Here is a 23,850-nt window from a genome sequence, read left to right on the forward strand (position 1 = left end):
GTAAGGTTTGTTTGAAATTATAATTCGCTTAAAATAGAAAATATCCTTCTTCAACAAACCTGCCACGTTAGCACAAAAAGCGATTGCTCTTGTTCAGCAATCGCACCCAAATCGCGAGTAAATGACCAAAATGGCTTAAAGTTCACGTATCGAAATCAAATGACAAAAGCTTAATGAATAGAAAAATAGGGTCTTTCCACTTTGCCCGTTTCGGCATTGATATAAATCCGGTTTTCTTTCCCTTCAAAAACATAGACAAGGACATAGTCGGCCGAAACGGTTGAGTAAATGATGCCAGTTCCAATGGCTTTCACTTTTTCACCTGAAATTTGCTCTGCCTTGGTTTCGAGTGAAGCCTGACTTAGCTTTTCCTGATAACTTTTCGAGAATAACTCTCTGGATTGAAGTGCTGGCTGGGCCGATAACATGAAAAATTCACCGGATCCTGCATCAAGTTCAATGACAAACGGCTCACCCAGTGGGAAGTGCAGCTTGTATTCTCCTGCAAGGGGAGTGAACCTAAAACGATACAGATTAGGCTGTCCTTCTATCTCTTCCATGTTTTGTTCAACCTTTATTTCAAAGGTCGCGGTTTTCCCGTAAATCCACTTAAGCATTTGTTCTGCTTTTTTCATGACCTCCCTCTGTTCTAGAGGCTTTTGATCATTTAATTGATGTCCATAATTTATTGCAAATACAATAATTCCGGAATAGCCGTCAATTTCACCATCGATTTTGGTTTTTCCTTGTTGAAGGTCAAACCTATACATTCCATATTGATCATTCACTTTTTCAAATTTGACCTTTCCATTCTTTGCATTGAAGGCCGTTCTAATAATCTCTTTGAGATCTTCCTCTTTTAACAGCTTCATCTCGGAAGGAAGCTTGTGGTACCTGTTATAAAAAAAGGTGAGTTCATCTATCTTGCCAATTGGATTACCGATTCCTTCTGTATCTAAAAACTCAAAATAAGAACTATAGCCATGATGGAATTCATTATATTCCTTCCCGACATGCTTAAAAAGAGTGCTGGCATAATTTTGTAAAAGTTCTATCGCCATAAGGTCCGTTACATCCTCAAGACCCTGGTTTTTTCGCTCTCTAAGGGTTGCAGCCATTTCATCCAGCTCCTGGCTATTAACAAGTAGAGGGGCATTTTTACGTTCAAACCAATTCAGTTTCTGGTCTAAATCCATAACATCCTCCGCTGCATAGGATAGAAGCTGGTCGTTATTATCTAATTCATATGCATTTTGGACTAGTTCATTCAGTGACTCCGCGTATAGATAAACACCATCCAAAAGAGTAGCAACTTTTTCACGGTTCGCAACATACTGATTGATTCCAGTTACAATAATGACTGCTGCAAGAAGGGCCGCTATCATTTTCATTCTTCTCAGTTTGAAGCGGATCCGGATCCTGTCATCGACTTCCTTCGTTAGTGTCTCTTTAGAGGAAAAGGATAACTCTGAAAATCCAGTTCCATTTTGATACAATCCCCTACACTCCCTGCAGTGCTGTAAATGCTCTTCCACTGCCCTCCGATTTTCTGGCCTTAATTCATTTTCTTCATACAAAGGATATAAATCTTCGACTAGTCTGCAATTCAGCTTCATTTTCATTCCCCCTCTCCTTCGAGATAATATTTCTTGAATTTCTTCTTCGCACGATGAATTCCAACCTTAATGCTGCCTTCCGACTGACCTAAGATATCTCCTATCTCACTAAGCGAAAAACCTTGTTCCCGTAAAACCAAAAGCGTCTTTTCTTGTTCCGTCAGCTTTTGAAAAGTTTGTCTTATCATCATTTCTGTTTCGATGTTCCGGATTGTTCCGCCGGACTGTAGCTCCGGCTCCGCATAAGGAAGCTCGTTCTTTTGTGAAAATTTATTTACCTCGTTCAAGTAGGTATTGCGCGCAATTTTAAAAAGCCACGTTTTAAGGGAAGAATCAGCGCGAAACCGACCAAATCCCTTGAAGGCCTTAATAAACGTATCATGCGTTAATTCTTCGGCAATCGTGCGGTTGTGGCACATGTTGCGAAGATAACGGAAAACCGGATCTTTGTATGCCTGATACATTTCTTCAAGCGGATCTGTCATGTCTCTCTCTCCTCCCCCTACTAATGACAAACGAAATGAAAAAAGGTTACAAACTTTTTTAAAAAGTGAAACATAATTCAATATATTTATGATAAATTTAGTTTAACAATTTTCACTCGGAAGGTGATGGTAAACTTGGAGAACTTCTATTTGTTTGTGATTATGTGTATTTTACTGATTCTTTTACCTGGTCCTGATACGGCCATCGCGACAAAAAACACGCTGACAGTGGGAAGAACCGGTGGGTTTAGAACGATGTTTGGTACCTGCTGCGCCTTACTCATCCATACTTTGGCTGCGGTGGTCGGACTTTCAGCGATTATTGTGAAGTCAGCTTTTCTATTTTCCATCTTCAAATACTTCGGTGCGGCCTACTTAGTTTTTTTAGGCATCAAAACATTATGGGCATTAAGACACAATAAAACAGCAGCCACCGAAATGACTGCCGAGAGCAAGTATGATAACAAATCTTGTTTTAAGCAGGGGTTCCTTACCAACCTCTTAAATCCAAAAGTAGCTGTATTTTTCCTAACCTTCCTGCCTCAGTTCGTAGATTCAGGCAGCGATTCTTTTATTCCGTTTCTCATCATGGGAATCACGTATACGCTGTTAACTGCACTCTGGTTTTTGTTCTATATCTACCTGCTTAACCAGATTCGTATTTTTATGAATAAGCCTAAGACTCAAGTGTTGATGGAAGGAATAACTGGAACCATTCTGATTAGTTTTGGAATCAAACTGGCACTTGAAAAGGCACATTAATAGATTGGTACCTCAAAAAGCAGTGGAATACATTCCACTGCTTTTCTATATATTAACACTTACAAATCATCAATCTATTTCCCCTATAAACTTTCAATATCAAGATACGGGTTTTAAATTACCTTTTTTATCCAATTATTTCTTACCTGCCAAAATGATTTCCTCACCTGCGGATTTTAGCCTCTAATCTGCATATTTTCCGTCTTACCTGCATATATCCTTTGTTTATCTGCCTAACAAAATCCAAACCTAAACTTTGATGCTTAACATGTCAGGCTGCTGCATGGTTTAGGTATCCAAACTCCCTAAAAACTGGTATTACGCTCGGTGTTTTTCGTTTATTATAGAACAAGTTATGATTTATTAATTTCCTTTTTTATCCAAAAACTTCTTACCTGCCAAAATGATTCCTTCACCTGCGGATTTTAGCCTCTAACCTGCATATTTTCCGTCTTACCTGCATATTTCCTTTGTTTATCTGCCTAACTAAATCCCAACCTAAACTTGATGCTTAATATGAAAGGCTTCCGCATGGTTTAGGTATCTAAACTCCCTAAAAACTGGTATTACGCTCGTATTTTTCTTTCATTATAGAACAAGTTACTATTTTTCAATTACCTTTTTTATCCAAAGGCTTCTTACCTGCCAAAATGATTCCTTCACCTGCGGATTTTATCTTCTTACCTGCATAATGCTCCCTCTTACCTGCATATAACCTTTGTTTATCTACCTAACAAATCACGGACAAAAAAACACCAGGTTCGCCTCGACGAACCCAGTGTTCCTTCACTATTATGCTGCTTGTTCTAGCATTGCTTCACTGCCCTGTTTCCTTTTGAACGCAAATGCCATGTAGGTAAATGTCACAACCATGAAGCCAGCACTGTAAGCTAGCAGGATCAAATTATTTTGCCACATGTAAGCAAAATCACCGCTTGATATGACAGCTTTAAACGCTTGGACACTGTACGTCATTGGGAAGAATGCGTTAAATGGCTGCAGCGCCTCTGGAATCAACGCAAGTGGGAAGGTTCCCGCGCTTGTCGTTAATTGCATGATCAGGATGAGAATCGCAATGAATCGACCCACATCCGCCATGGAAGTGACGAGCATTTGTATTAATGTAACAAATACCATACTTGTCAGAATCGTCGTCACGATAAACAACGGCAAGCTTTGTACCTCAATTCCCAATCCTACGAGTAACACAAAATCAACTAATAATGCTTGAAGCACGCCAATAATCGTGATAACTCCTAATTTACCGATAAACCATTGTGTAGCTGAAGCTGGTTTGACGGCTGGTTCTCTCAGACCGAACACAATCGAGATGATCAGTGCACCTACGAAAAGTCCGAGTGAGACGAAGTAAGGAGCAAAGCCGGTACCGTAGTTTGGCACGGTGTTAATCTCATTTTTATCCACCTTCACTGGCTCGCCCATCATATCATACGTATCATCATCTGCTTTTACGCTATTTGCCGTTTCAGCCCCGGCCGCTAGCTTCTCGTTTAATTCTGAGCTGCCATCCTGCAATTTTTCTGTACCTTCTTGTAATTCCGTAGAACCCTCCGCAAGCTTACCAGTACCCTCGGTTATTTTGCCGGCACCCGCCGTTAATTCCCCCATACCAGATGTCAGTTGATTGGCACCTGCATTTAGTGCGGCTGAACCTGTATAAAGCTGGTGGATTCCTTGCTGTAATTTCACTTGGTTGGCGTTGATTTCGCTGATTCCGCCAATTAATTGGTCGAACACGGGGTCCGTTTGTTTTTTCAATTGCGATTCTAAACCTGCTGTTGCCCCAAGCAATTGTCCATTTACCTGTGATTTAAATTGCGTGAACCCCTGGTGCAATCCAGGCGTGATCGCTTGTGAAACCTGTTGTTGAACCTCTTCCTTGGTTGGTGCAGCTTGTTGTTCCATAATGGCTGTTACTTTTTCCGCTGGAACACCATTTTCGATTAAGGCTGCTGCAAGTTCTTTTATTTTAACTGTCTGCTGTGCAATCATTTGATCAGCAATCTGTGAGGATAATCCTGCCCCAAGCTGCGTTTCAAATTGATTGATGCCAGCATTCAATTTTTCCGTACTTCCTGTTAACTGTGAGTTGATTCCCGCCGCGATTCCAGCGGGTAACTCTTCTTTCATTTGCTGTGCTCCCGCTTGTGCTTTTTCGGTGCCTGTCACCAGCAGCGGCAGCTTTTCGTCTACTTCCTGTAACCCTTTTTCGATAGCTGCTATCCCATTGGCTACTTCATTGGAACCCGTCGCCGCACTATTCATACCTTCTTCAAATTCAATCGATTTACTTGCTAAGAGCTCAAGGTTTTCCTTGATTTGTCCAGCACCTTCATTGAGTTTTACCGATCCCTCGTTGAGTTGGCCGGCTCCCTCACTCGCTTTGTCTAACCCTTCCCCCATTTGCGTTACTTTTTCAAAAATGCTTTCAGAGTAGGTTGCGACAATCTCTTTCGAAATCTCCGCTTTGATTTCCTTCATTGCAGTTTCACCAATTTGCGCCGATAGGAAGTTTGCCCCCTCATTCGGAACATATTTAATTTCCAGCTTTTGAGGCTGATCCTCAAGCAAGGTTGTAGCATTTTTTGAAAAATTACTCGGAATTTCTACTAGGATATAATACTTTTGGTCCTCCAAGCCTTGATATCCCTGCTTCTTATCCACTATGTCAAAATCAAATGTGTTACTTTTCTTCAGATTCTTGACTAGGTCATCCCCAATCTCAAGCCTTTGCCCTTCGAGTTCCGCACCCTCATCCTGATTCACAATCGCCACAGGCAGGTCGCCTAAATATTTATAAGGATCCCAAAACGCCCATAGGAACATTCCAGCATAAAGAACGGGAATAAAGAGAATCGCGATGATGGGAATGAGCACCTTCCGATTGGAAAGGATAGATTTTAATTCTGCTTTAAATGAAGATCCCTTCATGTTTGTTTTCCTCCTACCTAATTGACTATTTTGTTCAATTAGTCATTTTTACTTTTAAAAATAGTGACTATTTGTTCAAACAGTCAGCTTTTCTTCGTTAATTTGTGACCATTTTATTCATATGGTCATTTTTTGTTAAAAATAAAAGACTTATCTATGTTAACAAGCCTTTTAATAAGTAAAGTTCAAAGAGCCTTGCTATTTCTTCCTTTTTCAATGGTGGATGGTTCCTTTGCCAGTCATTCACCAAGGAAAAGTACATCTTCAGCATTACAAAAGACGTGACCTCAGGGTCGCAGGATTTGATTTCACCCTTATCGATTGCTTTTTGAATGATGCCCTTCATGTACTGAATGATGGACTGCTCTACCCTTTGCATGGCTTCGATAACCGTTTGCGTGCCCATATCACGCTCTTCTTGGATCAATTTTATCGTCAATTGGTGTGATTCCCTAAACACATGAACCCGGCCTAACACCCTGTTGACATTTTCAAGTATCGATGCTGACTCATCCAGCGCGCTTTCGACTTCAAATCGAATTTCAGCGATAAGTGAATTGATAATTTCTTCAAATAACTCTTCCTTCGTTTTGAAAAAGGTATAGATGGTTCCCTTCCCCACATTGGCTAACTTTGCAACCTGATCCATCGTTGTTGCCTTATAGCCATACAAGGAAAAAGACTTAGCCGCCGCCTCCAAAATCAACTTCTTACGATCAATCACTGCCACATCCACTCACCTCACTTTTTTAAAAATGACTAAAATACTAATTTGGTCATTTGTACGAAAAGTAATATATCATAATGATTTTAGAAACGCAACATATTGAAGTTTTCCTCAGCTAGAATTTTTTATCCTGCAGATTTTGTCAAATGGTTTTATGGAACCTTTTACCATTTACTTACGTCTAATTGAGTAGAGATACAGGAAATAACTGGGGGATCATTTCGATGAAAAAAGTTTTAATTGCGTTGTTTATTGCGCTGGTTTTGTTCTGTGCTACAGGTGGCTTGGAGAGGTTCGCTTCTGATGACAAAACACAGGAACCTGGGGTTACCGAAGAGATAGATTCAGTAGAAAATTTATAATCAAGATTTTCCAGTCCTAGCGCTGCTGGGGCTGGTTTTTGCGTGGGCTGCCGTGACACATTCTCTGATGTGGACATACCTTGTAAGTGGACAACGATGTGAAACGGATGGGATTACGAGCAAGCGACGATGATGTTATCATCTTTCAACTACAGCAACTTGAGCGCCAAAATGAACGGCAAGAACGTGAAATAAACCAACTACAACGTAGGCAAGATTGGATCAAAGATTACGAGATGTAGAACGTAATTGCTGCGGAGAACTAGATCCTCCCAATGATGAATCCAGTGAAGATTAATTACTTTACCTTTTGGAGTTTTGGCTGCCTTTTTTGACGGTAAATTGTTTTTTCAAGAAAATTTCCGAGCATTCCTAGTAAAAGTCCAAATAGTAATCCGCTGAAAACAGGCATATCCAAAATACTGAGGGTTTGATATTGCTCCAAAATTTCAAATTCATGCCAAAATAACCCGCAATCCATGCCAACCACCAATCCAATGAAAAAACCAGTAAGGTAGGTTCTCTTTTGCATTCCAACAAGGTCCTTGTCATTGTGGGCTTTGGCTGCGTTAAACGCCTGCCAGATTGAAAAAGCATATAACGATGGGTAGAACATGCCCCAGCTGTAATCAATGACACTGTGAGCCCGGGCGAAATCGCCAGTAAATGAGTATACAAGAGCTAAATTTAAGTTTGAGTATAAATTAATAAGGAATTCAAAGCCAATCAACACAAAGCCAATGATGTAATCCTTATTATAAAGTTGTCCAAAACCCGGTAAAACCATTGACCATACCGCTGCTGCATAAGGGGATTTATACTCACGTCTAGTTCTCATAGTGCCCAACCTCTCTTTCTCATATAGTACTCCCTTTCCTTTTGAGTTTGGGGGTTTTTGATAAAGATTCACAGAAATTGGGATTTTAGTTATGCCGGTATAATAAGTGACGCGGGTAATTGGAACCAGATTTTTTTGTATGTATAAGAGAATGATAGATTGGTAAGAATGATGGTAGAAAGTAATTTCAAGGGGGAACGTAGAATGAAAGAATCTAAATTGCTATTATCTCAATTTGCTAATGAAGAAGGCTTCGAGCTTACAAACTATCTTACTCAGCTGTTTGAATATGTCTCACATCAATTGGGACAAACCCCAACCGTAACCATAACAACTGAAATGGAAAATAGCTAAGCCCAGGCATTGTATACATGCCTGGACTTTTTTGTGTGGTGGATCGATTTTTGGGTTCGGCACGTAAAACTGGAATCCCACGTAAATTGGAGATTTGGCATATAAACTAGGAATTCGGCACGTAAAAATGGGATTTGGCACGTAAATCTTGGGTTCGGCATATAAAACTTTAAAATGGCACGTAACGGTACATAAACAGTTTGTTCATCTGGACAATTGATATTACCAATAGAGCAGGGACCACCATTTACCGAGATCTTTTTTACAAAAAAAGCCTGTCTTGAATAGAAATCCCTTTTTCTCTCCTCGAACGGTCATTTTTTGGGTATAATATAGGAATATGGATTTTTCTAAAAAAGGGGGTCGTGGCTTTGGGAGCAACGACTGCTAACGAACGGATTGAACTTCTCGCTGAGGAGATTAAGGAATTGTTCCATCCGCATGCTGCCGATGATGTGAAGCTTATACAAAAGGGCTTAATGCTTTACCGGCAAGGGATGGTCAAGCAATTACAAATATGGAATGCTCAAATTACGGCAATGGTGCAGGATGTGACACCCTGCTATGTGAAACTGAATTTTGCTCGTTTGTCGTTTAGCAGCTGTACGTGCCCTCATGAGGGCATCTGCCGCCATCAGCTGGCCGTGTTTTTTGCGGCATATAGCAGGGTCGGAAGCGTCGCTGATTGGGTTGCCGAGTGGCGGGAACCGATGAAGGAGAAAAATGACGTTGCGAGCTGGGGGCTTCAAAAGGCAAAGGATTTAATTAAGGCGAACGGTGTGATGAAGCCTGATTATCGGCGCTGGGTTGAATCGTTTGAAGTGAGCTTCGATACGATTTTGAACTCGAAAAAGTATTCGAGTCCCTTTATTATTGCTGAACTGTTCAACATTTACGAACGGCGGATTAAGGCGAGTGCTCCGGTTGAGCAAGAGTGGCGCCTGCTGTATGAAATGGTCGGGATTGTTGTATCGTTTAAAAAACTCGCGGTTCTGACTGAGAATTCGGGGTTTGCAGAGGATGTCGTTAGACGCGCATACCTCTCTGTGTTCCATAATTTAATCGAGGATGCCGACGAGCTCGTCTTAAAGATTGGTGTTCAATCACTTCCGTTTGACTTCGACGAGTTTATTTTACAATTAAAGGATGATGTGTTTGAGCTTTTGACAGCGTCATCGGGGCTGGAGCAGGAACGAATCTATCTCTATCGTCTTCTTTGGACGAACCTTTTTAAAAAGAAAGAATGGCGTGAGCAGGAAATCTTAAATATTAATGAACGGATGAAATCCTTGAATGAATGGGAGAACCCGAATCCGTTAATGATTGCTGGGATTCACATTAGCTTTTTGCAGCAAAAGGATGAACTGGCATTAGATTTGATTCATAAAATGGACGATAAGGTGATTACACCCTATTTGCTTCATTGGATTGACCTGTTGTCACAGACAAAAGCATGGAAACGGGTTGGTCCTATCATCGAGCTGTTTTCATCCAAACTAAAAGGTTATTTAGACTTTTTGCGAGCTTATCATTCGTGTGCGTCTTTTACCCGGTCTTCCCTTAAGGCGATCACCCCGTACATTTCAGAAAACGGGAAGGTAGAATTGTACGAAAAGATGATGCTGGCGACGTTGCCATACAGCTACACAGAATATGAATATATGCTATTTGAACGAAAGCAATATGACAAATGGGGCGACCTACAGGCATTCATGGGTTGGAATTTCTATGATCTGCCAAAGGAGCGTGTTAAGGTGATTGAGAAGGAAAAACCGGAAGTACTGTTGGGAATGCTGCACCAATCCGCGCTGAACGAGATCAATCAAAAAAACCGTTCCAGCTACAAAGCAGCCGTCCGACACCTAAAAAAACTGCGCACCCTATACAAAAAAACCAAAAGAGTCGACGACTGGCAATACTTCCTCGACAGCCTAATGGAAAAAACCAAAAGACTCCGCGCCTTCCACGAAGAATGCAAACGGAGCAAACTTATAGAAGAATAGGGCGGGTCGGTGTGTGGATCGGTGTGTGGATCGGTGTGTGGGTCGGTGCCTGTCACCGCTCGTGGACACTGTCCACCTCAGGCGGACAGTAGCCTCCCAAATATTCCACTATTTTTAGGTGGATTTGGTTTAAAATATGTTTTGGACTTTTTTCGAGGGGTTATGGACCTTTTTAGAGAGATTTTGGACTTTTTTCATAGGGTTTTGGACTTTTTTTAATGGGTTTTGGACTTTTAGACAATATTTGGAAGTCTTAGCTCCTATATTTCAAATTTACACATACCCCACCCTAGTAAAAGGAGTAACATTACGATGCTGAAGACTAGATTTGTTAAGCTTCTGACTATTAAATTGGAGGATGGCCGTTATCTTCTGGCTGCCGAGGATGAGCACGGGTATGGTCTGCCGCCTTCTGAGTGGAAGAATGTGCTATTCGGCCGCCATGAAGAGAGCTTTTTTGGCACGCTTTTGGAGACGGAGTCTGTGGGTGGCATCGAGGGTGTTGTAGTCACAGGCTGGCACCTTGTCTCTCTTTTTGCGAAGGAGTCCTTCAACCGGTTTATTGACTGGGATTGGAGTGAACAATCGGAAATTTGTTTAGCTGCCGCTCACGCCCTTCATGAAGGGATTCTCGAGAAAGACTGGCTGCCGGACTTTTCTGTTTGGGAAAATGGTGACTTCCGGTGGCAGCTTCCTGTCAGGGTGGTGGATGAGTTCGATCCTTCTTTTTGGGAACAGGAAGTTGATCCACAAGAAGAAGCTTCTGGATCCGTACATGAATTCATCTCTGATTTATATGATCATGCCCTAGATGCCTATTTAACACGAAACGCTTCGATGAAAGAGTTATTTGGGCCGAAGCTTGCATTACTGAGAAAACAAAACATTTCTGGTGCTGAGCTGGCAAGGTATTTTGATGAGGACAGCTGGCTCGAATGGGTTGGTATAAAGGAAAGCGAAACTCCCTTCACGATTGGGCTGAGGTTAGAGGAGCCATTGGACGGAGAAGGCCCTTGGAACCTGGATGTCTTTTTGCGTGGTAAGAAAAATGTCGATGATGTATATGGGTTGGATGCAAAGCCCCCTGCCCGGTGGAAGCCCTATTTAGAGAGGGTTGACAATGAGCAAAGCCGCTGGGCTCGATTAATTCCCTGGCTGAGTGAGGACGGAGTGACATTGAAGTCTGGACTCACAGAGGAAGAAGCGTGGATGTTTTTGACGGAGGCCAGTGAAACCCTTGTAGCGCTAGACGTTGAAATTCTCCTTCCTTCCTGGTGGCAGGCGATGAAAAATGCTAATTTGAAGGTGAAGGCGTCATTAAAAGGATCATCCAGCCACCGCCCGTCGTTTGTCGGGCTGCAGGCAATGCTTGATTTCAACTGGCGATTTTCCATGAACGGTGTCGACTTTTCCGAGGAAGAGTTCAGCCAGCTTGTCGAAGAAAAACGTCGACTTGTGTTTATTCGCGGTCGTTGGGTGAAGCTCGATCCAGGCTTTATTCGACAAATTCAGGATTTGATGAAACGTGCTGAGAAAGAAGGCTTACATGTAAGGGATTTACTTGAGCAGGAGCTAATCGAGACTCCTCCAACAGAGGATGAGCTCGAAAATCCAAAAGCCTTCGCACGAATTCAAATTGAATTGAACAGTCAGTGGAAAAAAATGATAAAACAGCTTTCTGAAGCACATGAGATTCCGCTGGAAGAGGTTCCCGCAGGACTTCAGGGTGAACTCCGCCCCTACCAGCAGCTGGGAATGAGCTGGCTTTGGTTCCTGCGACAATATGGTTTTGGCGCAGTCCTCGCGGATGACATGGGACTTGGGAAAACCGTGCAATTAATCGCGTACCTCTTGAAGGTAAAAGAAGAAATCAGTGCACTTCCTAAGATGGAGACATCTGAAGTGGTGACAGGCACCAAGGGCGGAGCTGATTCTGAAAAAGGTTCGAAGGAAAAGAGCACTACTGCAAAAATACCTGTTAAGGCAGCATTAATTATTTGCCCTACTTCTGTTCTTGGTAACTGGCAGAAGGAGCTTGAACGGTTTGCTCCAGAAATGAGTGTGTATTTGCATTATGGTTCGAACCGACTGAAGGAAGAGGCATTTTCGGAAAAGATCAAGGATGCTGACGTTGTTTTGACGTCCTATGGACTGAGCCATATGGACACGGAGGAGTTTGAATCAAAACTTTGGAGTTCCATTGCCATTGATGAGGCACAGAATATTAAAAATGCAGGGACTAAGCAGTCGAAAGCAGTTCGGAGGCTGCGAGCTAGTCATCATATTGCCTTGACGGGGACTCCAATGGAAAACCGCTTATCCGAGTTGTGGTCTATTTTTGATTTTACCAATCATGGTTATCTTGGCAGCCTAGGGCAATTTCAGAAAAAGTTCGTCATTCCGATTGAGAAGGATGAGAAAAAAGAGAAGGTTAATGAACTCCAGTCTTTAATCCGTCCATTCCTATTGAGGAGGACGAAAAAGGATGAAGAGGTGGCCCTGAATCTTCCTGACAAGCAGGAGCAAAAAGAATACTGCCCGCTTACAACGGAACAGGCTTCGTTGTATGAGCAGCTTGTCCGTGATACTTTTGCCGAAATTGAAAAGCTGTCTGGCTTTGAGCGTAAAGGGCTAATCCTGCAAATGCTCAGCCGGTTGAAGCAGCTTTGTAATCACCCTGCTCTCTATTTGAAAGAAAAGTCAGCTGACAGACTGCTCCTCGATCGCTCGAATAAACTAGAGAAGCTGGTTGACTTAGTAGATGCTGTTTTGGAATCAGGTGAAAGCTGTCTCATATTTACGCAGTATATTGAAATGGGCGAAATGATTCGTGCCACCATCAAAAAGAAATTTGGTGTAGAGGTACCGTTCCTGAACGGAAGTGTACCGAAAGCACAGCGTGATGTCATGATTGAGCGGTTCCAAAATCAAGAGTTCCCTGTGTTCTTGCTATCCTTGAAAGCGGGAGGAACCGGGCTGAACCTGACAGCGGCCAATCACGTCATCCACTATGATCGCTGGTGGAATCCGGCCGTTGAAAACCAAGCCACAGACAGAGCGTATCGGATTGGTCAATCCCGCTTCGTTCATGTGCACAAACTCATCTGCACCGGCACACTAGAAGAAAAAATCGACGCCATGCTAGAGAAAAAACAGCACCTAAACGACCAAATCATCCAAAGCGAAAACTGGATCACCGAACTCTCCACAGACGAACTCAAAGACTTGGTGTACTTAGGGTAGTTTTATTGGCTTGGAGTAATTTGGTTGATTATACAGTGATGTATATTTGGTGCCTGTCACCATCTTCGGTGGTGACAGGCACCTTTTACTTTTTTTTGAAGGCATATATTTTGGATTGGGTTTAATACTAATGTGAGGAGATGTAAAAAGTTAAGAGGTAATGATATGGCGAATAAGGAGAGAGTTATTGAAATTCTCGATCGTAATCAAAACCAAATTGAAGGGTTAATTAATAAAAAAATTGATATCTGGCTGGATCATGTCCTTTTTTCTGGTTTGTGGTGGATGGGCTTGGCCTTAACAATTTTTCCTTGGATCATTTGGTTTGTTTTCAGGAAAAAGGAAAGTACGGACCGATTACTGTATATTGCTTTTTATGTCATGACGATTTCTGTTCTATTAGATATAGTAGGAGACCAAATAGGGCTTTGGCATTATCGGTATCATGTTATTCCTGTACTTCCCACTTACTTTCCCTGGGATGTTACCTTAATGCCCCTTGCGGTAATTGTGTTGCTGCAGATAAAACCTCATGTTAATCCTTGGGTTAAAGCCATTTTCTTTGCACTTCTAGCCTCTTATGTTGGAGAACCTGTCTTTAATTGGTTAGGTATATATGTACCAAAAAATTGGCGCTATACCTACTCTGTTCCCATCCAAATCGCTATATATATGAGCGCACATTACCTTAGTAAGCGAAATAATTTCGCTCCATTATCCGATAAAACAAAAAAAGAGATCTAACATCGATTTATGATGTCAGTTCTCTTTTTTCTATTGCTACTGTAAAACGACAACTTTTACTGTTTTTCTGCCCCAAGCATATGCTTGTGCATTGTTTGGCATTAATACATCTATCTTATGGCCTTTGATGGCGCCGCCAGTATCACCTGCTATTGCGACACCATATCCTTCTACCCATACCTTTGAGCCCAATGGAATAACAGAAGGATCCACTGCAATTAATTTCATATTTGGATTTTCTTTAATATTATAGCCCATGTACGTAATACTTCCTGAAGATTGCCAGCTATAGGCAGTGGAAGTTACATACATTTCTGTACCCGTTGGCGCCGGAGCTGCAGGGGCTGCAGGTGCTGCAGGTGTATTAGCAATACTCATTGCTTTTACAGCCTCTTGTTCTTGGCGAACTTTCTCTTGTGCTGCTGTCAACTCAGCTTGAATTCCAGCCATTTCTTGGTTAACTTGACTGTATTTTTGTTGCATGACCGTTAATGATTCTTGTCTCTTTTGTAAATTTAGAGCAAGTTCATTCTGCTGTTTTGAAAGCGTTTCCTTTTCTGCAGCCAGTTGTTCTTCATGTTTAGCAATTTCTTGTTTGTCTGATTCAATTTGCGCAAGGTCATTTTCTTGATCATTAATAATATCATTATCAGCGTTAAACAATGTCGTTACCGCACTTGCACGTTGAATAAGATCGGCCACACTTTTAGATTCTAGAATGACATTGATGGCTACATTCAGTTTTTCATCCTCTTGCAAGGCTACTAACCTGCTTTTCATTACATCTTTACGATTATGAATTTTATCCTGAAGTACGACAATTTCTTCTTTTTTCTTTTCGATTTGCTGTTGAGTTTCCGCGATTCTCTGTTGAGTTCCTGCCAATGCTTCTCTATTTTGTGTTATATAAGATTGTAAAGCTTCCATATCACTTTTAATCTTTTCAATTTCTTGGTTAATAGAGTTCTTTTCATTCGCCTTTTGTTCAAGCTCTTGCTCCACACTATGTAAAGCTTCCTTACTTGATTGTGCATGTGCCACGACGGTACCTGACACCAATAATACGCATGTTAGAACCATGAAAATCATACGCTTTAAAAGTTGCATACGCTTCCCCCTTCTCTATTAATCTATTTATACCATGCCAATGTACCAGTTATATTACAGAAATATTAAAACTCTATCACAAATTGTCATATAACAGTGGAAAACAATGTGAACAGATGAAAAATATAGGTAAATGTGCGGTGCCTGTCACCACTCGTGGACATTTCGTCCTTTTTGTCCGTGTGGGGTGGACAGTACTTATTTCTAAATGAAATACTTACGCGAATTGATGGTATGATTTATGAGATTTGTGCACGCGTAAAGGGGGAAAAGGGACATAATATGTTACAAATGGCGTGTTTTGGTCTAAATGTGAAAGATATAAGAACAGCGTAAAAAGGGCCCCGAAAAAAATCCGGAGCCCTTTCGATAAAATTTGTCATTCTTTTGTAATAATCTATGTGATATGGTTAATCATTTTTCCAGGGATGTAGTCCTTTTTCCCTCTCCTTGATCCTCATCCTCGGCGATTACTTCATGCTCCTGGTGGAATACGATGGGTGATTGCCCTGTAATTTCATCAAATGGTGTGTAATTTGCTGTAACATTTTTCTTTAATACGAACATCTTGAAAAAACCAATTAAAACGATAATGAAAATGACCAATGGCAGTCCGAGAGCTGCAAGATTTAGTACATTCATCGCATCCACCTCCTGGTTAGGGAAAATTATTAACGTTTAAAGGCTATTCTTCCATTTCTACTAACATCCTGTTTAATTCCTCAGTTGTATACGGGGTAAGCTTTGCGGCTTCATGAAGCGGCATTCCTTTAGACAAAAGACCCTTAATTACGCTTAATATCCCTTTTTCCATGCCTTTCTCCATACCCAGTTCAATACCACTTTTCCTCGAATCTTCTAACCTGCTCCGTTCATCTGATAGAGCCTTTGCCCGCCGTTCGTACTCTTTTCTCGTCTCAGGGTCAGCGCTTAACATTGTCAGCTTTTTCTCTGCTTTACTAATTACATCCATACTCAAGACCTCCCTTAATATATAATCAGGAACATCATCTTTTAAAAATAGCAGCCAGCAATGGAGTGGATTATTCAAATCATACATGACTTCTTCAAACTTTGGAAATTCAATGAGATGAATCTCCAGCAAATCTGTTAAATTATTTTTTGATTGTGCTTCACCAATTTTATAGATGGAATGAAAGCTCACTTCTGTTTTTCACACGCAGACAAAACCCTTGGTTCCACTTTTTCTCGTAATCTGATTCGTTTACTTCCTGAAAGCATTAAGAATGCGACCTTGTTGTCTTCCATAATCGCAAAGTTTGTGAAGATATCGTAAGCTTCCTCCTCGGAAAGTTGTTTCTCGCCTTCGATAAGCTGTAAAGACTGGTGATAACAGTTAAATTGGGAATTATTCTCACGTATGTAGATGGTAACTCTTGATTGGTGAAGAGGGATAGAATGGTAGGAAAGGTTTGAAGATGGGTGATGGGATTTTTTAGAGAGTAAGATGGCGTCGTAGAAATCAGGTTTACCTTTGATTTGCATCTCCATGTGACTCGGTCGTTCCCCGATAAAAACTAATGAGTTTGGCATTCTTTTATTGACCTCCAATGGGACAAATAATTACATCAACATTTATTATTCGACAATAATTTCATAACTCCTTTTTTCCATCAGCAAGTGTCGTGCATTTTTTATCGATTTATTTAACCTATCAGATTAAAGCTAGTAAAAAACTTAAAAATATCTAAAAAAATAGGCCGCTGATCTTGTATCAGCGGCCTTGAAAAATAAAACACAGGGGGTTTTGTACTATTATGCCCTGTTGGATATAATTTATACGAAAAATAGATAAAAAAATTCCGGCGCTGCTCGGCCGGAGATTGGGGATTATTTTGGAGAGTGATAGCTTTTCTATACTCTTCGGGGAAAAATTTTCAAAAGATACCTGAAGTTGATTTTAGTTTTACCAAGATAATTCAAGATATTGTAGAACATGGATATTATTTTTTTAAAAGTGAACTGAGATATGATCGTGAATTTCAGATTGTGAGTGTGTGTGAGGATGTGTGGGGTAATTTCTGACAGGGCTGTAATCTCGTTCCTTTAGCTGCCCTTTCATAATCCATTCTAGCTGGCTAATTCTTTTCTGCAGACTCTCTGTGTTTTGAGTCATCTCGATCATTCTTTTTTGTAGTTGGTCGTTATTCTGATTGGCCCGACCCACCATTTTAATCAAACTTTCAAGCAGCTGTTCTAAACTGGCGGCTACATCATCACGACTTGTCAAAACGGCAGCTCCTCCTTCGTAACGGAAACCGTAACCGGAGGGGGGCCCGCTGGTGTGATGTTGGGCTTTGCACCTAAAAATTGAATCGATTCGGCTACTACCTCTGTCACATAAACCCTTTTTCCCTCTTTATTGTCATATTGCCGCGAATGCAGCCTGCCTGTTACTCCAACGATCGAGCCTTTCCGACAGTATCGGGCAGTATTTTCAGCTGCCTTTTTCCAAAGGGTGCATTGAACGAAATCCGCCTCAATTTCCCCATGCTGATTTCGGAATTGACGGCTAACAGCCAAGGTGATAGACGTTACCGACAGCCCTTCACTTGTTTTTCTTAACTCCGGATCCCTTGTGAGTCTTCCGACGATTGTGACTTGATTAATCATACCCATTCTCCTCTCCTTTTGATGGCTTAATCATAGCCCCTCAGGAACCTTCCTGTAAAATTGTGATAAGAAAATTTCCGACGAGGTTCTACCATCAAATTCATGATTTTATCTAGGATAAAAACCGAGTTTGGAAGGCCTTTTGTTACATAAAGTGCTAACTTGCAAAATGCGACAAATATTTTTCGACATTTGTTTCTAGTACGAATATGTTATAATTTAAAAAATGTGACCCGAGAATCGAAACCGGAGGTAACGCTGATGAAAACCTTTAAGTTAGTCGCTTTGGAAGTTGTTGACGGTGGGAATACAGTGGAAGTTCCATTAGAAGATGGACTAATAATCAACAAAGAAAACGAACGTGCCAGCTGGCTGCTTGAGGCCTATACGGATTTATCCTTATTTGATTACTTCAAGGAAGTCCACGAGCAAAGCCGTGAAGTAATCGTACAAGCGGTGATTACGAAACGCGAAAACGCACCTGCTTATTTCCAAACAAAAATTGCCTCACTTCACAAATTTGAAAAACATATTAGTGTCCTGTTCGAAGGTCAATTACGCCGAAACAGGAGTGATTATTCCGAGTTGCTGCTCGACAGCCTGCTTGAAAAAGGGCTTGGCGGTCAGGCTTTGCTCGAAGAATTCAAGGATAAAATGAAGAGTAAACCGAAGTTAAAAATTAAACATGACTAATGAAAGGGGCGGGCTGATTTGATTCAGCCTGCCCCTTGTACTTTATTCGTCTTTATTGTCGCGGTCGTTCATATCACGGTCGTCTTCGATGATGTCTTCCCTATTTGTATTTCTGTCTCTCATCATGTCTTTATCCCTATCAGTGTTTATATCGTTGTTGTTATAACGAGTGTTTCTATTGTTTAACCCGTTATTATCGTTATCATTATTGAAACGAGTATTGGTGTTATTTAATCCATCATCACCGTTGTTGTCGTTACCATCAAGATTGTTATCATCATCAAGTGGTGTATCGACTTCATCGTTCACCGGCGGCGGTGGATTTTGGTCATCATCATTATTATTACAACCTGCTAACATAAACCCTGATAGTAGCGCACTTGCTAGCAATAAAAACAGCTTTTTCTTCAAACGTAAAAGCCCCTTTCCATGAGAAAAATATTGACCCGTTTATTGGTCTGTTGTTATTTTCCCCAAGTTTTTTAGGACTATTACAAAAAAAAAAACCGGGAGGATTCCCCCGATTATTTTCCTAGCGCAAAAGTGATTTCAGCCTCGCAGGCGATTTCACCATCCACTGTCGCCACCGCTTTTCCTTTTCCAATCGGTCCGCGCAGGCGAATAATTTCGACTTCAAGTCGAAGCTGATCCCCTGGTTTTACTTGTCTCTTGAAACGGCAGCCATCAATTCCTGCAAAAAAAGCTAATTTCCCGCGGTTTTCTTCTTTTTTCAATACAGCCACCGCACCAACCTGTGCAAGCGCCTCAACGATTAGCACCCCTGGCATCACCGGATAATCAGGAAAATGGCCATTGAAGAATTCTTCATTCGCTGTTACGTTTTTGATTCCAACAGCCCTTACCCCTTCTTCTATTTCTAAAATTTTATCTACGAGCAAAAATGGATAACGATGGGGAATGATTTCTTTTATTTGTGTTACATCTAACATTTTTAGTACCTCCTCATAGGAACAGATACATACATTTTACTATTAAGAGTATACAAAAAGGAAGGGCAAGTGAGCCCTTCCTCGATTATTTTTTTTCAACTAAATCAATAATATGTGTCCAAGTGGATCCTTTTAAGACATCTCCGGCCTTTCCATTTCCGAGCACACTGTACCCAACCGTGGCACCTGCAACTGCAAAAACGCCAGTAAAAATGACCAATAAGACAATTCTCAGCCAAATTGGAATAAGGCGGATTCGAATTCTCTTATTCGTACTTTCAGCTTTGCGGGCTTTTTGAGCACTTTTGACTTTAGAAGATTTTTGAGTGGTTGTACCTTCTACAGCCTTGCGCCCATCTTCTTTTGTCTTTTTATGCTCTTCCCTCGTCTTCACCTGTTTTAGATGATTAACTGACATCTCTTATTCCCCTTTAACCGAAATCCTCTATATAGTAATGAACCTTTAGTTTGCCTGATTTTTCATTTTACCTAATATTATACTCTATTTTATAAAATAAGTAGGGAATTAGCAGTAATTTTTTGCAGAAAAAGTATTTCCATGGCAAAAAGTGGCGAATAATCTTATTAGATACTGAGGTTCGTGCCGATTTCCAGTACCCTTTGTACAAAATTTTCACCAAATAAAAAAGCCCAATGATTTTTGAGGTCATTAGACTTTATAAGGTAAGATGTCCTACCTGTTATCCAAGTTTTCTTTTCGCAATCCGGTCAATGTTGTCTAACATAATGCCTGTTCCGATTGCCACGCAGTCCATTGGATTTTCAGCCACAAGGACCGGCACCTTTAACTCGTCTGCAAGCAAAGCGTCAATACCGTGAAGTAATGCTCCGCCACCTGTTAAGATAACGCCGCGGTCGATAATGTCTGCTGATAGTTCTGGCGGTGTACGTTCAAGAACGCTTTTTGCAGCCTGAACGATAACTGACACAGACTCACGAAGTGCACCTTCGATTTCTTCTGAACGGACGGAAATCGTACGCGGCAGGCCGCTGACCATGTCTCGTCCGCGAATTTCCATTTCTTCCGAGCGTGATCCTTGAAATACGGTACCAATGTTGATTTTAATATTCTCAGATGTACGTTCACCGATCAATAGCTTGTACTCACGCTTGATGTAGTTGAGGATTTCCATGTCGAACTTGTCGCCGGCCATTTTAATGGAGGATGAAGTCACAATATCGCCCATTGAAAGAACCGCTACATCCGTTGTTCCGCCGCCGATGTCAACAACCATATTACCGCTTGGCTGGAAAATATCCATCCCGGCGCCAATCGCTGCCACTTTCGGCTCTTCTTCTAAGTAAATCTTCTTTCCGCCGCTTTTTTCAGCTGCTTCTCTGATTGCTTTTTGCTCCACACTTGTGATGTTCGTTGGACAGCAAATCAGAATACGCGGCTTGGATAAAAAGCCTTTCACATTAAGCTTATTAATAAAATGTTTTAACATTGCTTCTGTAACGTCAAAGTCAGCGATTACTCCATCTTTCAACGGACGAATCGCGACGATGTTCCCAGGTGTACGTCCGACCATACGGCGAGCTTCTTCTCCGACTGCCAGAACACGATTCGTATTTTTATCTATTGCAACAACAGATGGCTCATTCAATACAATTCCGCGGCCTTTTACGTGGATTAACACGTTAGCCGTTCCCAAATCAATCCCAATATCCCTAGCAAACATTCTCTTTTCTTTCCTCCTTGAAACGGTCATACTTTCCTAATTGTTAATTGTATCATATTCCTTAAAATTTCCATACTGTTAACACAAAAAACGTAGAAATTTGTCGGAAAAAATTTATTGAAAGAGAATGCTGCCTTTTTGGCCATTAAAAATGGCCCTTTCCCCGACTTTCTTAGAATGCACTAAGAAGTCCTTGAAAATGGCCATTTCAAAACATTTTTTCTTTTTCACGAGAGATTTTTGCGAAAGTCGGCCTATTTAACGGCCTCACCTTCCTTTTCTTCCTTCTGATATTTCATCTTTGTCGCTTCTCCACCCCGGAGATGTCTGATCGATTTATGATAATCTAGTATCTCTTTTACTTCATTTGCCAGCTCAGGATTTATTTCAGGAAGTCTCTCTGTCAAATCTTTATGGACAGTACTTTTGGATACGCCAAACTCCTTCGCTATCACACGAACCGTTTTCCTCGTCTCCACGATATACTTTCCAATCTTGATAGTTCTCTCTTTGATGTAATCGTGCACACCACTCGCCCTCCCTAAATTGGATGTGAGAAGTGCGAAATGAGACCCGCTTATCACTAAGACGAAATACTGCATCCACAAATTGCATACGGTGCCTGTCACCATTTATGCAATTATGCGGTAATATAATGAATAATCATGTCCGCAACTGAATCCACAAAAGCCTCAAACGACTCTTCACCTCTAACACTCTCTTTGTAAAGGTTTGTAACCATTTTATTAGCTTGGATACGGGAATATGCACGAAATGTACAATAAGGACAAGGCCGCTCAGTAATTATTTGAAAAATCAGACATTTCAAGTGATTTTTGCCACCAGTTCGACAAATTGACGAAAGTGCTAGAGACCGCATGATATATAGGTCTATTTTGGAAATGAGGAGCCTTTTTGATTATTTCCCGAGAAATTTGTCAGTAGTAAATGTCGAATGAAAATTTTATTGAAAATAATATTTTTTGTTCATTTTATGGTTTTTTTACCTTATTTCACTGTTTCAACGATAATTTATTCACTGTCTTTTTAACAGAATATTATATAATGGGGGAAGTTAGACTGAAAGGAAATTCGAAATATGCAGCCTTTTACAGAAAAAGTCATAGAAATCATTAAAAATATTCCTGAAGGCAAAATCATGACCTATGGACAAATTGCCAGAGAGGCTGGAAGTCCGCGTGCTGCACGGCAGGTCGTTCGAGCCCTGCACTCGATGAGCAGGAAGCACCGTCTTCCTTGGCACCGTGTCGTTAATTCCAAAGGCCAAATCGCCCTCAAGGACGATGAATCCTACCATGAACAGCTTTTCTCGCTCGAAAGTGAAGGAATTGAAATTGGGTTGAACGGAATCATTGACCTTGAAAAATACCAACACCACCCCTAAATAAGAGGTGGTATTTTATATTTTTGTTAGACCCAGAGCAAAGTGGTCCCATAATAATTTTTCTACCTGTTCCCATTTGTGGTCCTCACAACGAACCATGAGGACAATTTCTGATGTGATTTTTGAACTCCCTCTTTTATTTTTCCTGAGAATAAGCATTTTCAATAGAAACCCTAACAGCAAACCTGAAACCGCCCCAATAATCCCCCATAGAATCGGCCCCCATTCGAGGACATACCCATAAATCGCACCGAGCAGCATCAAGCAGGTTCCTAAAATCGAAGGACCATCAAACAGACTAAATCCATCTGATTTGTGGATGGTATCAAACAAACCCCTTAATTCCTTACGCTTATCGAGCGGAGCCGCTAATATTAATTCCTTTGAAATCCCCTGCTGTTCTAGTGCTGTAATGGCTAATTCAATATAAATAGAATTCTCAAACGTCGCAATAACAAACATCCACTCATCTCACCTTTTTAGAACGGAAATATGAACTTTTTCTTTTGATAATTTTCTCGTAAAAATTTCTTCATTTCTTTTTCAAAAAGTAGATTGTATTCTACTGTTGATTGATAAGCATCATAAAGTATAAAAAAATAGATGGAAGGCAGATAAATGAGCCACTGCATATCTACAACCTTTTTTGCCTCCGAAAACTTGCCGAGCATGGTGAACTGAATTCCCTCTGGAATATGACCAAAATACATAATGGCCACGGTGTAGGCAAAAATAAAAAATCCTGAAATCACTTTATGGATATAAAGATGACCCAAGCCTGGGAATAGCGCGGACCAAGAGACTGCGACCCAGGGTTTACGCTTATCCATGAAGTTTATATCCCATGCCCCCATGGTCGTCGGACTTATGGAGGCATCCTCGTGATCGGCTAATATATATTGTTTGTTTAAGTCAACCGTGGTTCGATAGCTATCCCAGATTCCAAACATATAGATTCCTACATAAAGCATAAGCCAGCGTTCATCCATTACTTCCTTGGCCTTCGTAAAGTCACCGGTCAGTGTAAATAAAATCCCGAGATTCACGTTTGCCATGTCATTAATAAACGTTTCCCAGAGGATTAGAATAAACCCAGCGATATAGCGGTGCAGTAATAGATGGCCAAAACCAGGATAAGAAAAGGCAAAAAAGGCAACTACCCATGGGTTCTTTTTTTGAAGAATAGATGTCGTAAATTGAGATAAATGTGCTCTGTATCTTCGGGCTTGAGGATTTTCGGTCAAATTGGATCTCCTGTCTTTTTACTAGTAT

General features: G+C 41.0%; 26 protein-coding genes. 8 read left to right on the forward strand and 18 right to left on the reverse strand.

What is annotated here, in order from left to right; all coding sequences use genetic code 11:
* Nucleotides 1-170: 170 nt before the first annotated feature.
* Together QNH48_RS29085 and QNH48_RS29090 are read right to left on the reverse strand one after the other, a co-directional pair.
* A complete protein-coding gene (locus QNH48_RS29085) occupies nt 171-1,616 on the reverse strand; it encodes a zf-HC2 domain-containing protein (RefSeq protein WP_283953108.1) in 1,446 nt (481 codons plus the stop codon).
* Between the two features lie 2 nt (nt 1,617-1,618).
* Nucleotides 1,619-2,101, reverse strand: a complete 483-nt coding sequence (locus QNH48_RS29090) for an RNA polymerase sigma factor (RefSeq protein ID WP_283953109.1) — start codon at nt 2,099-2,101, stop codon at nt 1,619-1,621.
* A gap of 135 nt (nt 2,102-2,236) precedes the next feature.
* On the opposite strand from QNH48_RS29090, the gene QNH48_RS29095 reads away from it, so the two are divergent.
* A complete protein-coding gene (locus tag QNH48_RS29095; RefSeq protein WP_283953110.1) occupies nt 2,237-2,863 on the forward strand; it encodes a LysE family translocator in 627 nt (208 codons plus the stop codon).
* A gap of 792 nt (nt 2,864-3,655) precedes the next feature.
* On the opposite strand, the gene QNH48_RS29100 is transcribed toward QNH48_RS29095, so the two are convergent.
* Both QNH48_RS29100 and QNH48_RS29105 read right to left on the reverse strand, forming a co-directional pair.
* Nucleotides 3,656-5,815, reverse strand: a complete 2,160-nt coding sequence (locus tag QNH48_RS29100; RefSeq protein WP_283953111.1) for a YhgE/Pip domain-containing protein — start codon at nt 5,813-5,815, stop codon at nt 3,656-3,658.
* A 154-nt stretch (nt 5,816-5,969) separates the two neighbouring features.
* Nucleotides 5,970-6,539, reverse strand: coding sequence for a TetR/AcrR family transcriptional regulator (locus QNH48_RS29105; RefSeq protein ID WP_349655143.1), 570 nt, complete (start codon nt 6,537-6,539; stop codon nt 5,970-5,972).
* A gap of 227 nt (nt 6,540-6,766) precedes the next feature.
* Here QNH48_RS29105 and QNH48_RS29110 point away from each other — a divergent pair, with 227 nt between their 5' ends.
* Nucleotides 6,767-6,904, forward strand: coding sequence for a hypothetical protein (locus QNH48_RS29110; RefSeq protein ID WP_165979128.1), 138 nt, complete (start codon nt 6,767-6,769; stop codon nt 6,902-6,904).
* A gap of 298 nt (nt 6,905-7,202) precedes the next feature.
* On the opposite strand, the gene QNH48_RS29115 is transcribed toward QNH48_RS29110, so the two are convergent.
* A complete protein-coding gene (locus QNH48_RS29115) occupies nt 7,203-7,742 on the reverse strand; it encodes a DUF5683 domain-containing protein (RefSeq protein ID WP_283953112.1) in 540 nt (179 codons plus the stop codon).
* Between the two features lie 204 nt (nt 7,743-7,946).
* On the opposite strand from QNH48_RS29115, the gene QNH48_RS29120 reads away from it, so the two are divergent.
* The 4 genes from QNH48_RS29120 (at nt 7,947) to QNH48_RS29135 (ending at nt 14,086) form a co-directional block, all read left to right on the forward strand.
* Nucleotides 7,947-8,096: a hypothetical protein gene (locus QNH48_RS29120; RefSeq protein WP_165979129.1), complete on the forward strand. Its 150-nt coding sequence runs from the start codon at nt 7,947-7,949 to the stop codon at nt 8,094-8,096.
* A gap of 371 nt (nt 8,097-8,467) precedes the next feature.
* Nucleotides 8,468-10,099 carry an SWIM zinc finger family protein gene (locus QNH48_RS29125; protein ID WP_283953113.1) on the forward strand — a complete coding sequence of 544 codons (1,632 nt, stop codon included), beginning with the start codon at nt 8,468-8,470 and terminating at the stop codon, nt 10,097-10,099.
* A 312-nt stretch (nt 10,100-10,411) separates the two neighbouring features.
* Nucleotides 10,412-13,342, forward strand: a complete 2,931-nt coding sequence (locus QNH48_RS29130) for a DEAD/DEAH box helicase (RefSeq protein WP_283953114.1) — start codon at nt 10,412-10,414, stop codon at nt 13,340-13,342.
* A 165-nt stretch (nt 13,343-13,507) separates the two neighbouring features.
* The gene (locus QNH48_RS29135) at nt 13,508-14,086 is read left to right on the forward strand and encodes a CBO0543 family protein (protein WP_283953115.1); all 579 of its coding nucleotides are present in this window, start codon (nt 13,508-13,510) and stop codon (nt 14,084-14,086) included.
* Between the two features lie 36 nt (nt 14,087-14,122).
* Here QNH48_RS29135 and QNH48_RS29140 read toward each other — a convergent pair whose 3' ends face one another.
* From QNH48_RS29140 to QNH48_RS29165, 6 genes are all read right to left on the reverse strand, one after another.
* The gene (locus QNH48_RS29140) at nt 14,123-15,193 is read right to left on the reverse strand and encodes a 3D domain-containing protein (protein WP_283953116.1); all 1,071 of its coding nucleotides are present in this window, start codon (nt 15,191-15,193) and stop codon (nt 14,123-14,125) included.
* A gap of 414 nt (nt 15,194-15,607) precedes the next feature.
* Nucleotides 15,608-15,835, reverse strand: coding sequence for a DUF3951 domain-containing protein (locus QNH48_RS29145; RefSeq protein ID WP_283953117.1), 228 nt, complete (start codon nt 15,833-15,835; stop codon nt 15,608-15,610).
* A gap of 43 nt (nt 15,836-15,878) precedes the next feature.
* The gene (locus tag QNH48_RS29150; RefSeq protein WP_283953118.1) at nt 15,879-16,358 is read right to left on the reverse strand and encodes an Rpn family recombination-promoting nuclease/putative transposase; all 480 of its coding nucleotides are present in this window, start codon (nt 16,356-16,358) and stop codon (nt 15,879-15,881) included.
* Complete coding sequence (locus tag QNH48_RS29155) at nt 16,355-16,747, reverse strand: hypothetical protein (protein ID WP_283953119.1); 393 nt, start codon at nt 16,745-16,747, stop codon at nt 16,355-16,357. Before QNH48_RS29155 ends, QNH48_RS29150 begins: the two co-directional genes overlap by 4 nt.
* A 418-nt stretch (nt 16,748-17,165) precedes the next feature.
* Complete coding sequence (locus tag QNH48_RS29160) at nt 17,166-17,444, reverse strand: hypothetical protein (RefSeq protein WP_095247595.1); 279 nt, start codon at nt 17,442-17,444, stop codon at nt 17,166-17,168.
* Complete coding sequence (locus QNH48_RS29165; protein ID WP_283953120.1) at nt 17,441-17,827, reverse strand: single-stranded DNA-binding protein; 387 nt, start codon at nt 17,825-17,827, stop codon at nt 17,441-17,443. The genes QNH48_RS29160 and QNH48_RS29165 overlap by 4 nt, the downstream gene beginning before the upstream one ends.
* A 261-nt stretch (nt 17,828-18,088) precedes the next feature.
* On the opposite strand from QNH48_RS29165, the gene QNH48_RS29170 reads away from it, so the two are divergent.
* Nucleotides 18,089-18,520, forward strand: a complete 432-nt coding sequence (locus QNH48_RS29170; protein WP_283953121.1) for a YwpF family protein — start codon at nt 18,089-18,091, stop codon at nt 18,518-18,520.
* Nucleotides 18,521-18,562: 42 nt separating this feature from the next.
* On the opposite strand, the gene QNH48_RS29175 is transcribed toward QNH48_RS29170, so the two are convergent.
* From QNH48_RS29175 to spoIIID, 5 genes are all read right to left on the reverse strand, one after another.
* On the reverse strand, nt 18,563-18,931 hold the full coding sequence (locus QNH48_RS29175) for a hypothetical protein (protein WP_283953122.1): 369 nt from the start codon (nt 18,929-18,931) through the stop codon (nt 18,563-18,565).
* 113 nt (nt 18,932-19,044) lie between these two features.
* Nucleotides 19,045-19,470, reverse strand: coding sequence for a 3-hydroxyacyl-ACP dehydratase FabZ (gene fabZ / locus QNH48_RS29180; protein WP_095247592.1), 426 nt, complete (start codon nt 19,468-19,470; stop codon nt 19,045-19,047).
* Nucleotides 19,471-19,555: 85 nt separating this feature from the next.
* Entirely contained in the window at nt 19,556-19,888 is a 333-nt protein-coding gene (locus tag QNH48_RS29185; protein ID WP_283953123.1) for a DNA-directed RNA polymerase subunit beta, read from the reverse strand.
* 283 nt (nt 19,889-20,171) lie between these two features.
* Nucleotides 20,172-21,173 carry a rod shape-determining protein gene (mreB, locus tag QNH48_RS29190; protein ID WP_283953124.1) on the reverse strand — a complete coding sequence of 334 codons (1,002 nt, stop codon included), beginning with the start codon at nt 21,171-21,173 and terminating at the stop codon, nt 20,172-20,174.
* 254 nt (nt 21,174-21,427) lie between these two features.
* On the reverse strand, nt 21,428-21,700 hold the full coding sequence (spoIIID, locus tag QNH48_RS29195; protein WP_007086083.1) for a sporulation transcriptional regulator SpoIIID: 273 nt from the start codon (nt 21,698-21,700) through the stop codon (nt 21,428-21,430).
* A 572-nt stretch (nt 21,701-22,272) separates the two neighbouring features.
* Between spoIIID and QNH48_RS29200 the strand changes: the two genes are divergently transcribed.
* Nucleotides 22,273-22,578 carry an MGMT family protein gene (locus QNH48_RS29200; protein ID WP_283953125.1) on the forward strand — a complete coding sequence of 102 codons (306 nt, stop codon included), beginning with the start codon at nt 22,273-22,275 and terminating at the stop codon, nt 22,576-22,578.
* 15 nt (nt 22,579-22,593) lie between these two features.
* Here QNH48_RS29200 and QNH48_RS29205 read toward each other — a convergent pair whose 3' ends face one another.
* A complete protein-coding gene (locus tag QNH48_RS29205; RefSeq protein WP_283953126.1) occupies nt 22,594-23,040 on the reverse strand; it encodes a hypothetical protein in 447 nt (148 codons plus the stop codon).
* Between the two features lie 17 nt (nt 23,041-23,057).
* The gene (locus QNH48_RS29210; protein WP_283953127.1) at nt 23,058-23,822 is read right to left on the reverse strand and encodes a hypothetical protein; all 765 of its coding nucleotides are present in this window, start codon (nt 23,820-23,822) and stop codon (nt 23,058-23,060) included.
* Between the last annotated feature and the right edge of the window lie 28 nt (nt 23,823-23,850).

This window comes from Neobacillus sp. YX16, from assembly GCF_030123505.1.
Classification (GTDB): Bacteria; Bacillota; Bacilli; order Bacillales; family Cytobacillaceae; genus Neobacillus.

Excerpts from the sequence above, each read along its gene's own strand:
- QNH48_RS29085 (WP_283953108.1), bottom strand. The coding sequence starts at position 1,616 with ATGAAGCTGAATTGCAGACTAGTCGAAGATTTATATCCTTTGTATGAA.
- QNH48_RS29090 (WP_283953109.1), bottom strand. The coding sequence starts at position 2,101 with ATGACAGATCCGCTTGAAGAAATGTATCAGGCATACAAAGATCCGGTT.
- QNH48_RS29100 (WP_283953111.1), bottom strand. The coding sequence starts at position 5,815 with ATGAAGGGATCTTCATTTAAAGCAGAATTAAAATCTATCCTTTCCAAT.
- QNH48_RS29110 (WP_165979128.1), top strand. The coding sequence starts at position 6,767 with ATGAAAAAAGTTTTAATTGCGTTGTTTATTGCGCTGGTTTTGTTCTGT.
- QNH48_RS29115 (WP_283953112.1), bottom strand. The coding sequence starts at position 7,742 with ATGAGAACTAGACGTGAGTATAAATCCCCTTATGCAGCAGCGGTATGG.
- QNH48_RS29120 (WP_165979129.1), top strand. The coding sequence starts at position 7,947 with ATGAAAGAATCTAAATTGCTATTATCTCAATTTGCTAATGAAGAAGGC.
- QNH48_RS29130 (WP_283953114.1), top strand. The coding sequence starts at position 10,412 with ATGCTGAAGACTAGATTTGTTAAGCTTCTGACTATTAAATTGGAGGAT.
- QNH48_RS29135 (WP_283953115.1), top strand. The coding sequence starts at position 13,508 with ATGGCGAATAAGGAGAGAGTTATTGAAATTCTCGATCGTAATCAAAAC.
- QNH48_RS29140 (WP_283953116.1), bottom strand. The coding sequence starts at position 15,193 with ATGCAACTTTTAAAGCGTATGATTTTCATGGTTCTAACATGCGTATTA.
- QNH48_RS29145 (WP_283953117.1), bottom strand. The coding sequence starts at position 15,835 with ATGAATGTACTAAATCTTGCAGCTCTCGGACTGCCATTGGTCATTTTC.
- QNH48_RS29155 (WP_283953119.1), bottom strand. The coding sequence starts at position 16,747 with ATGCCAAACTCATTAGTTTTTATCGGGGAACGACCGAGTCACATGGAG.
- QNH48_RS29165 (WP_283953120.1), bottom strand. The coding sequence starts at position 17,827 with ATGATTAATCAAGTCACAATCGTCGGAAGACTCACAAGGGATCCGGAG.
- QNH48_RS29170 (WP_283953121.1), top strand. The coding sequence starts at position 18,089 with ATGAAAACCTTTAAGTTAGTCGCTTTGGAAGTTGTTGACGGTGGGAAT.
- fabZ (WP_095247592.1), bottom strand. The coding sequence starts at position 19,470 with ATGTTAGATGTAACACAAATAAAAGAAATCATTCCCCATCGTTATCCA.
- QNH48_RS29185 (WP_283953123.1), bottom strand. The coding sequence starts at position 19,888 with ATGTCAGTTAATCATCTAAAACAGGTGAAGACGAGGGAAGAGCATAAA.
- mreB (WP_283953124.1), bottom strand. The coding sequence starts at position 21,173 with ATGTTTGCTAGGGATATTGGGATTGATTTGGGAACGGCTAACGTGTTA.
- QNH48_RS29200 (WP_283953125.1), top strand. The coding sequence starts at position 22,273 with ATGCAGCCTTTTACAGAAAAAGTCATAGAAATCATTAAAAATATTCCT.
- QNH48_RS29205 (WP_283953126.1), bottom strand. The coding sequence starts at position 23,040 with ATGTTTGTTATTGCGACGTTTGAGAATTCTATTTATATTGAATTAGCC.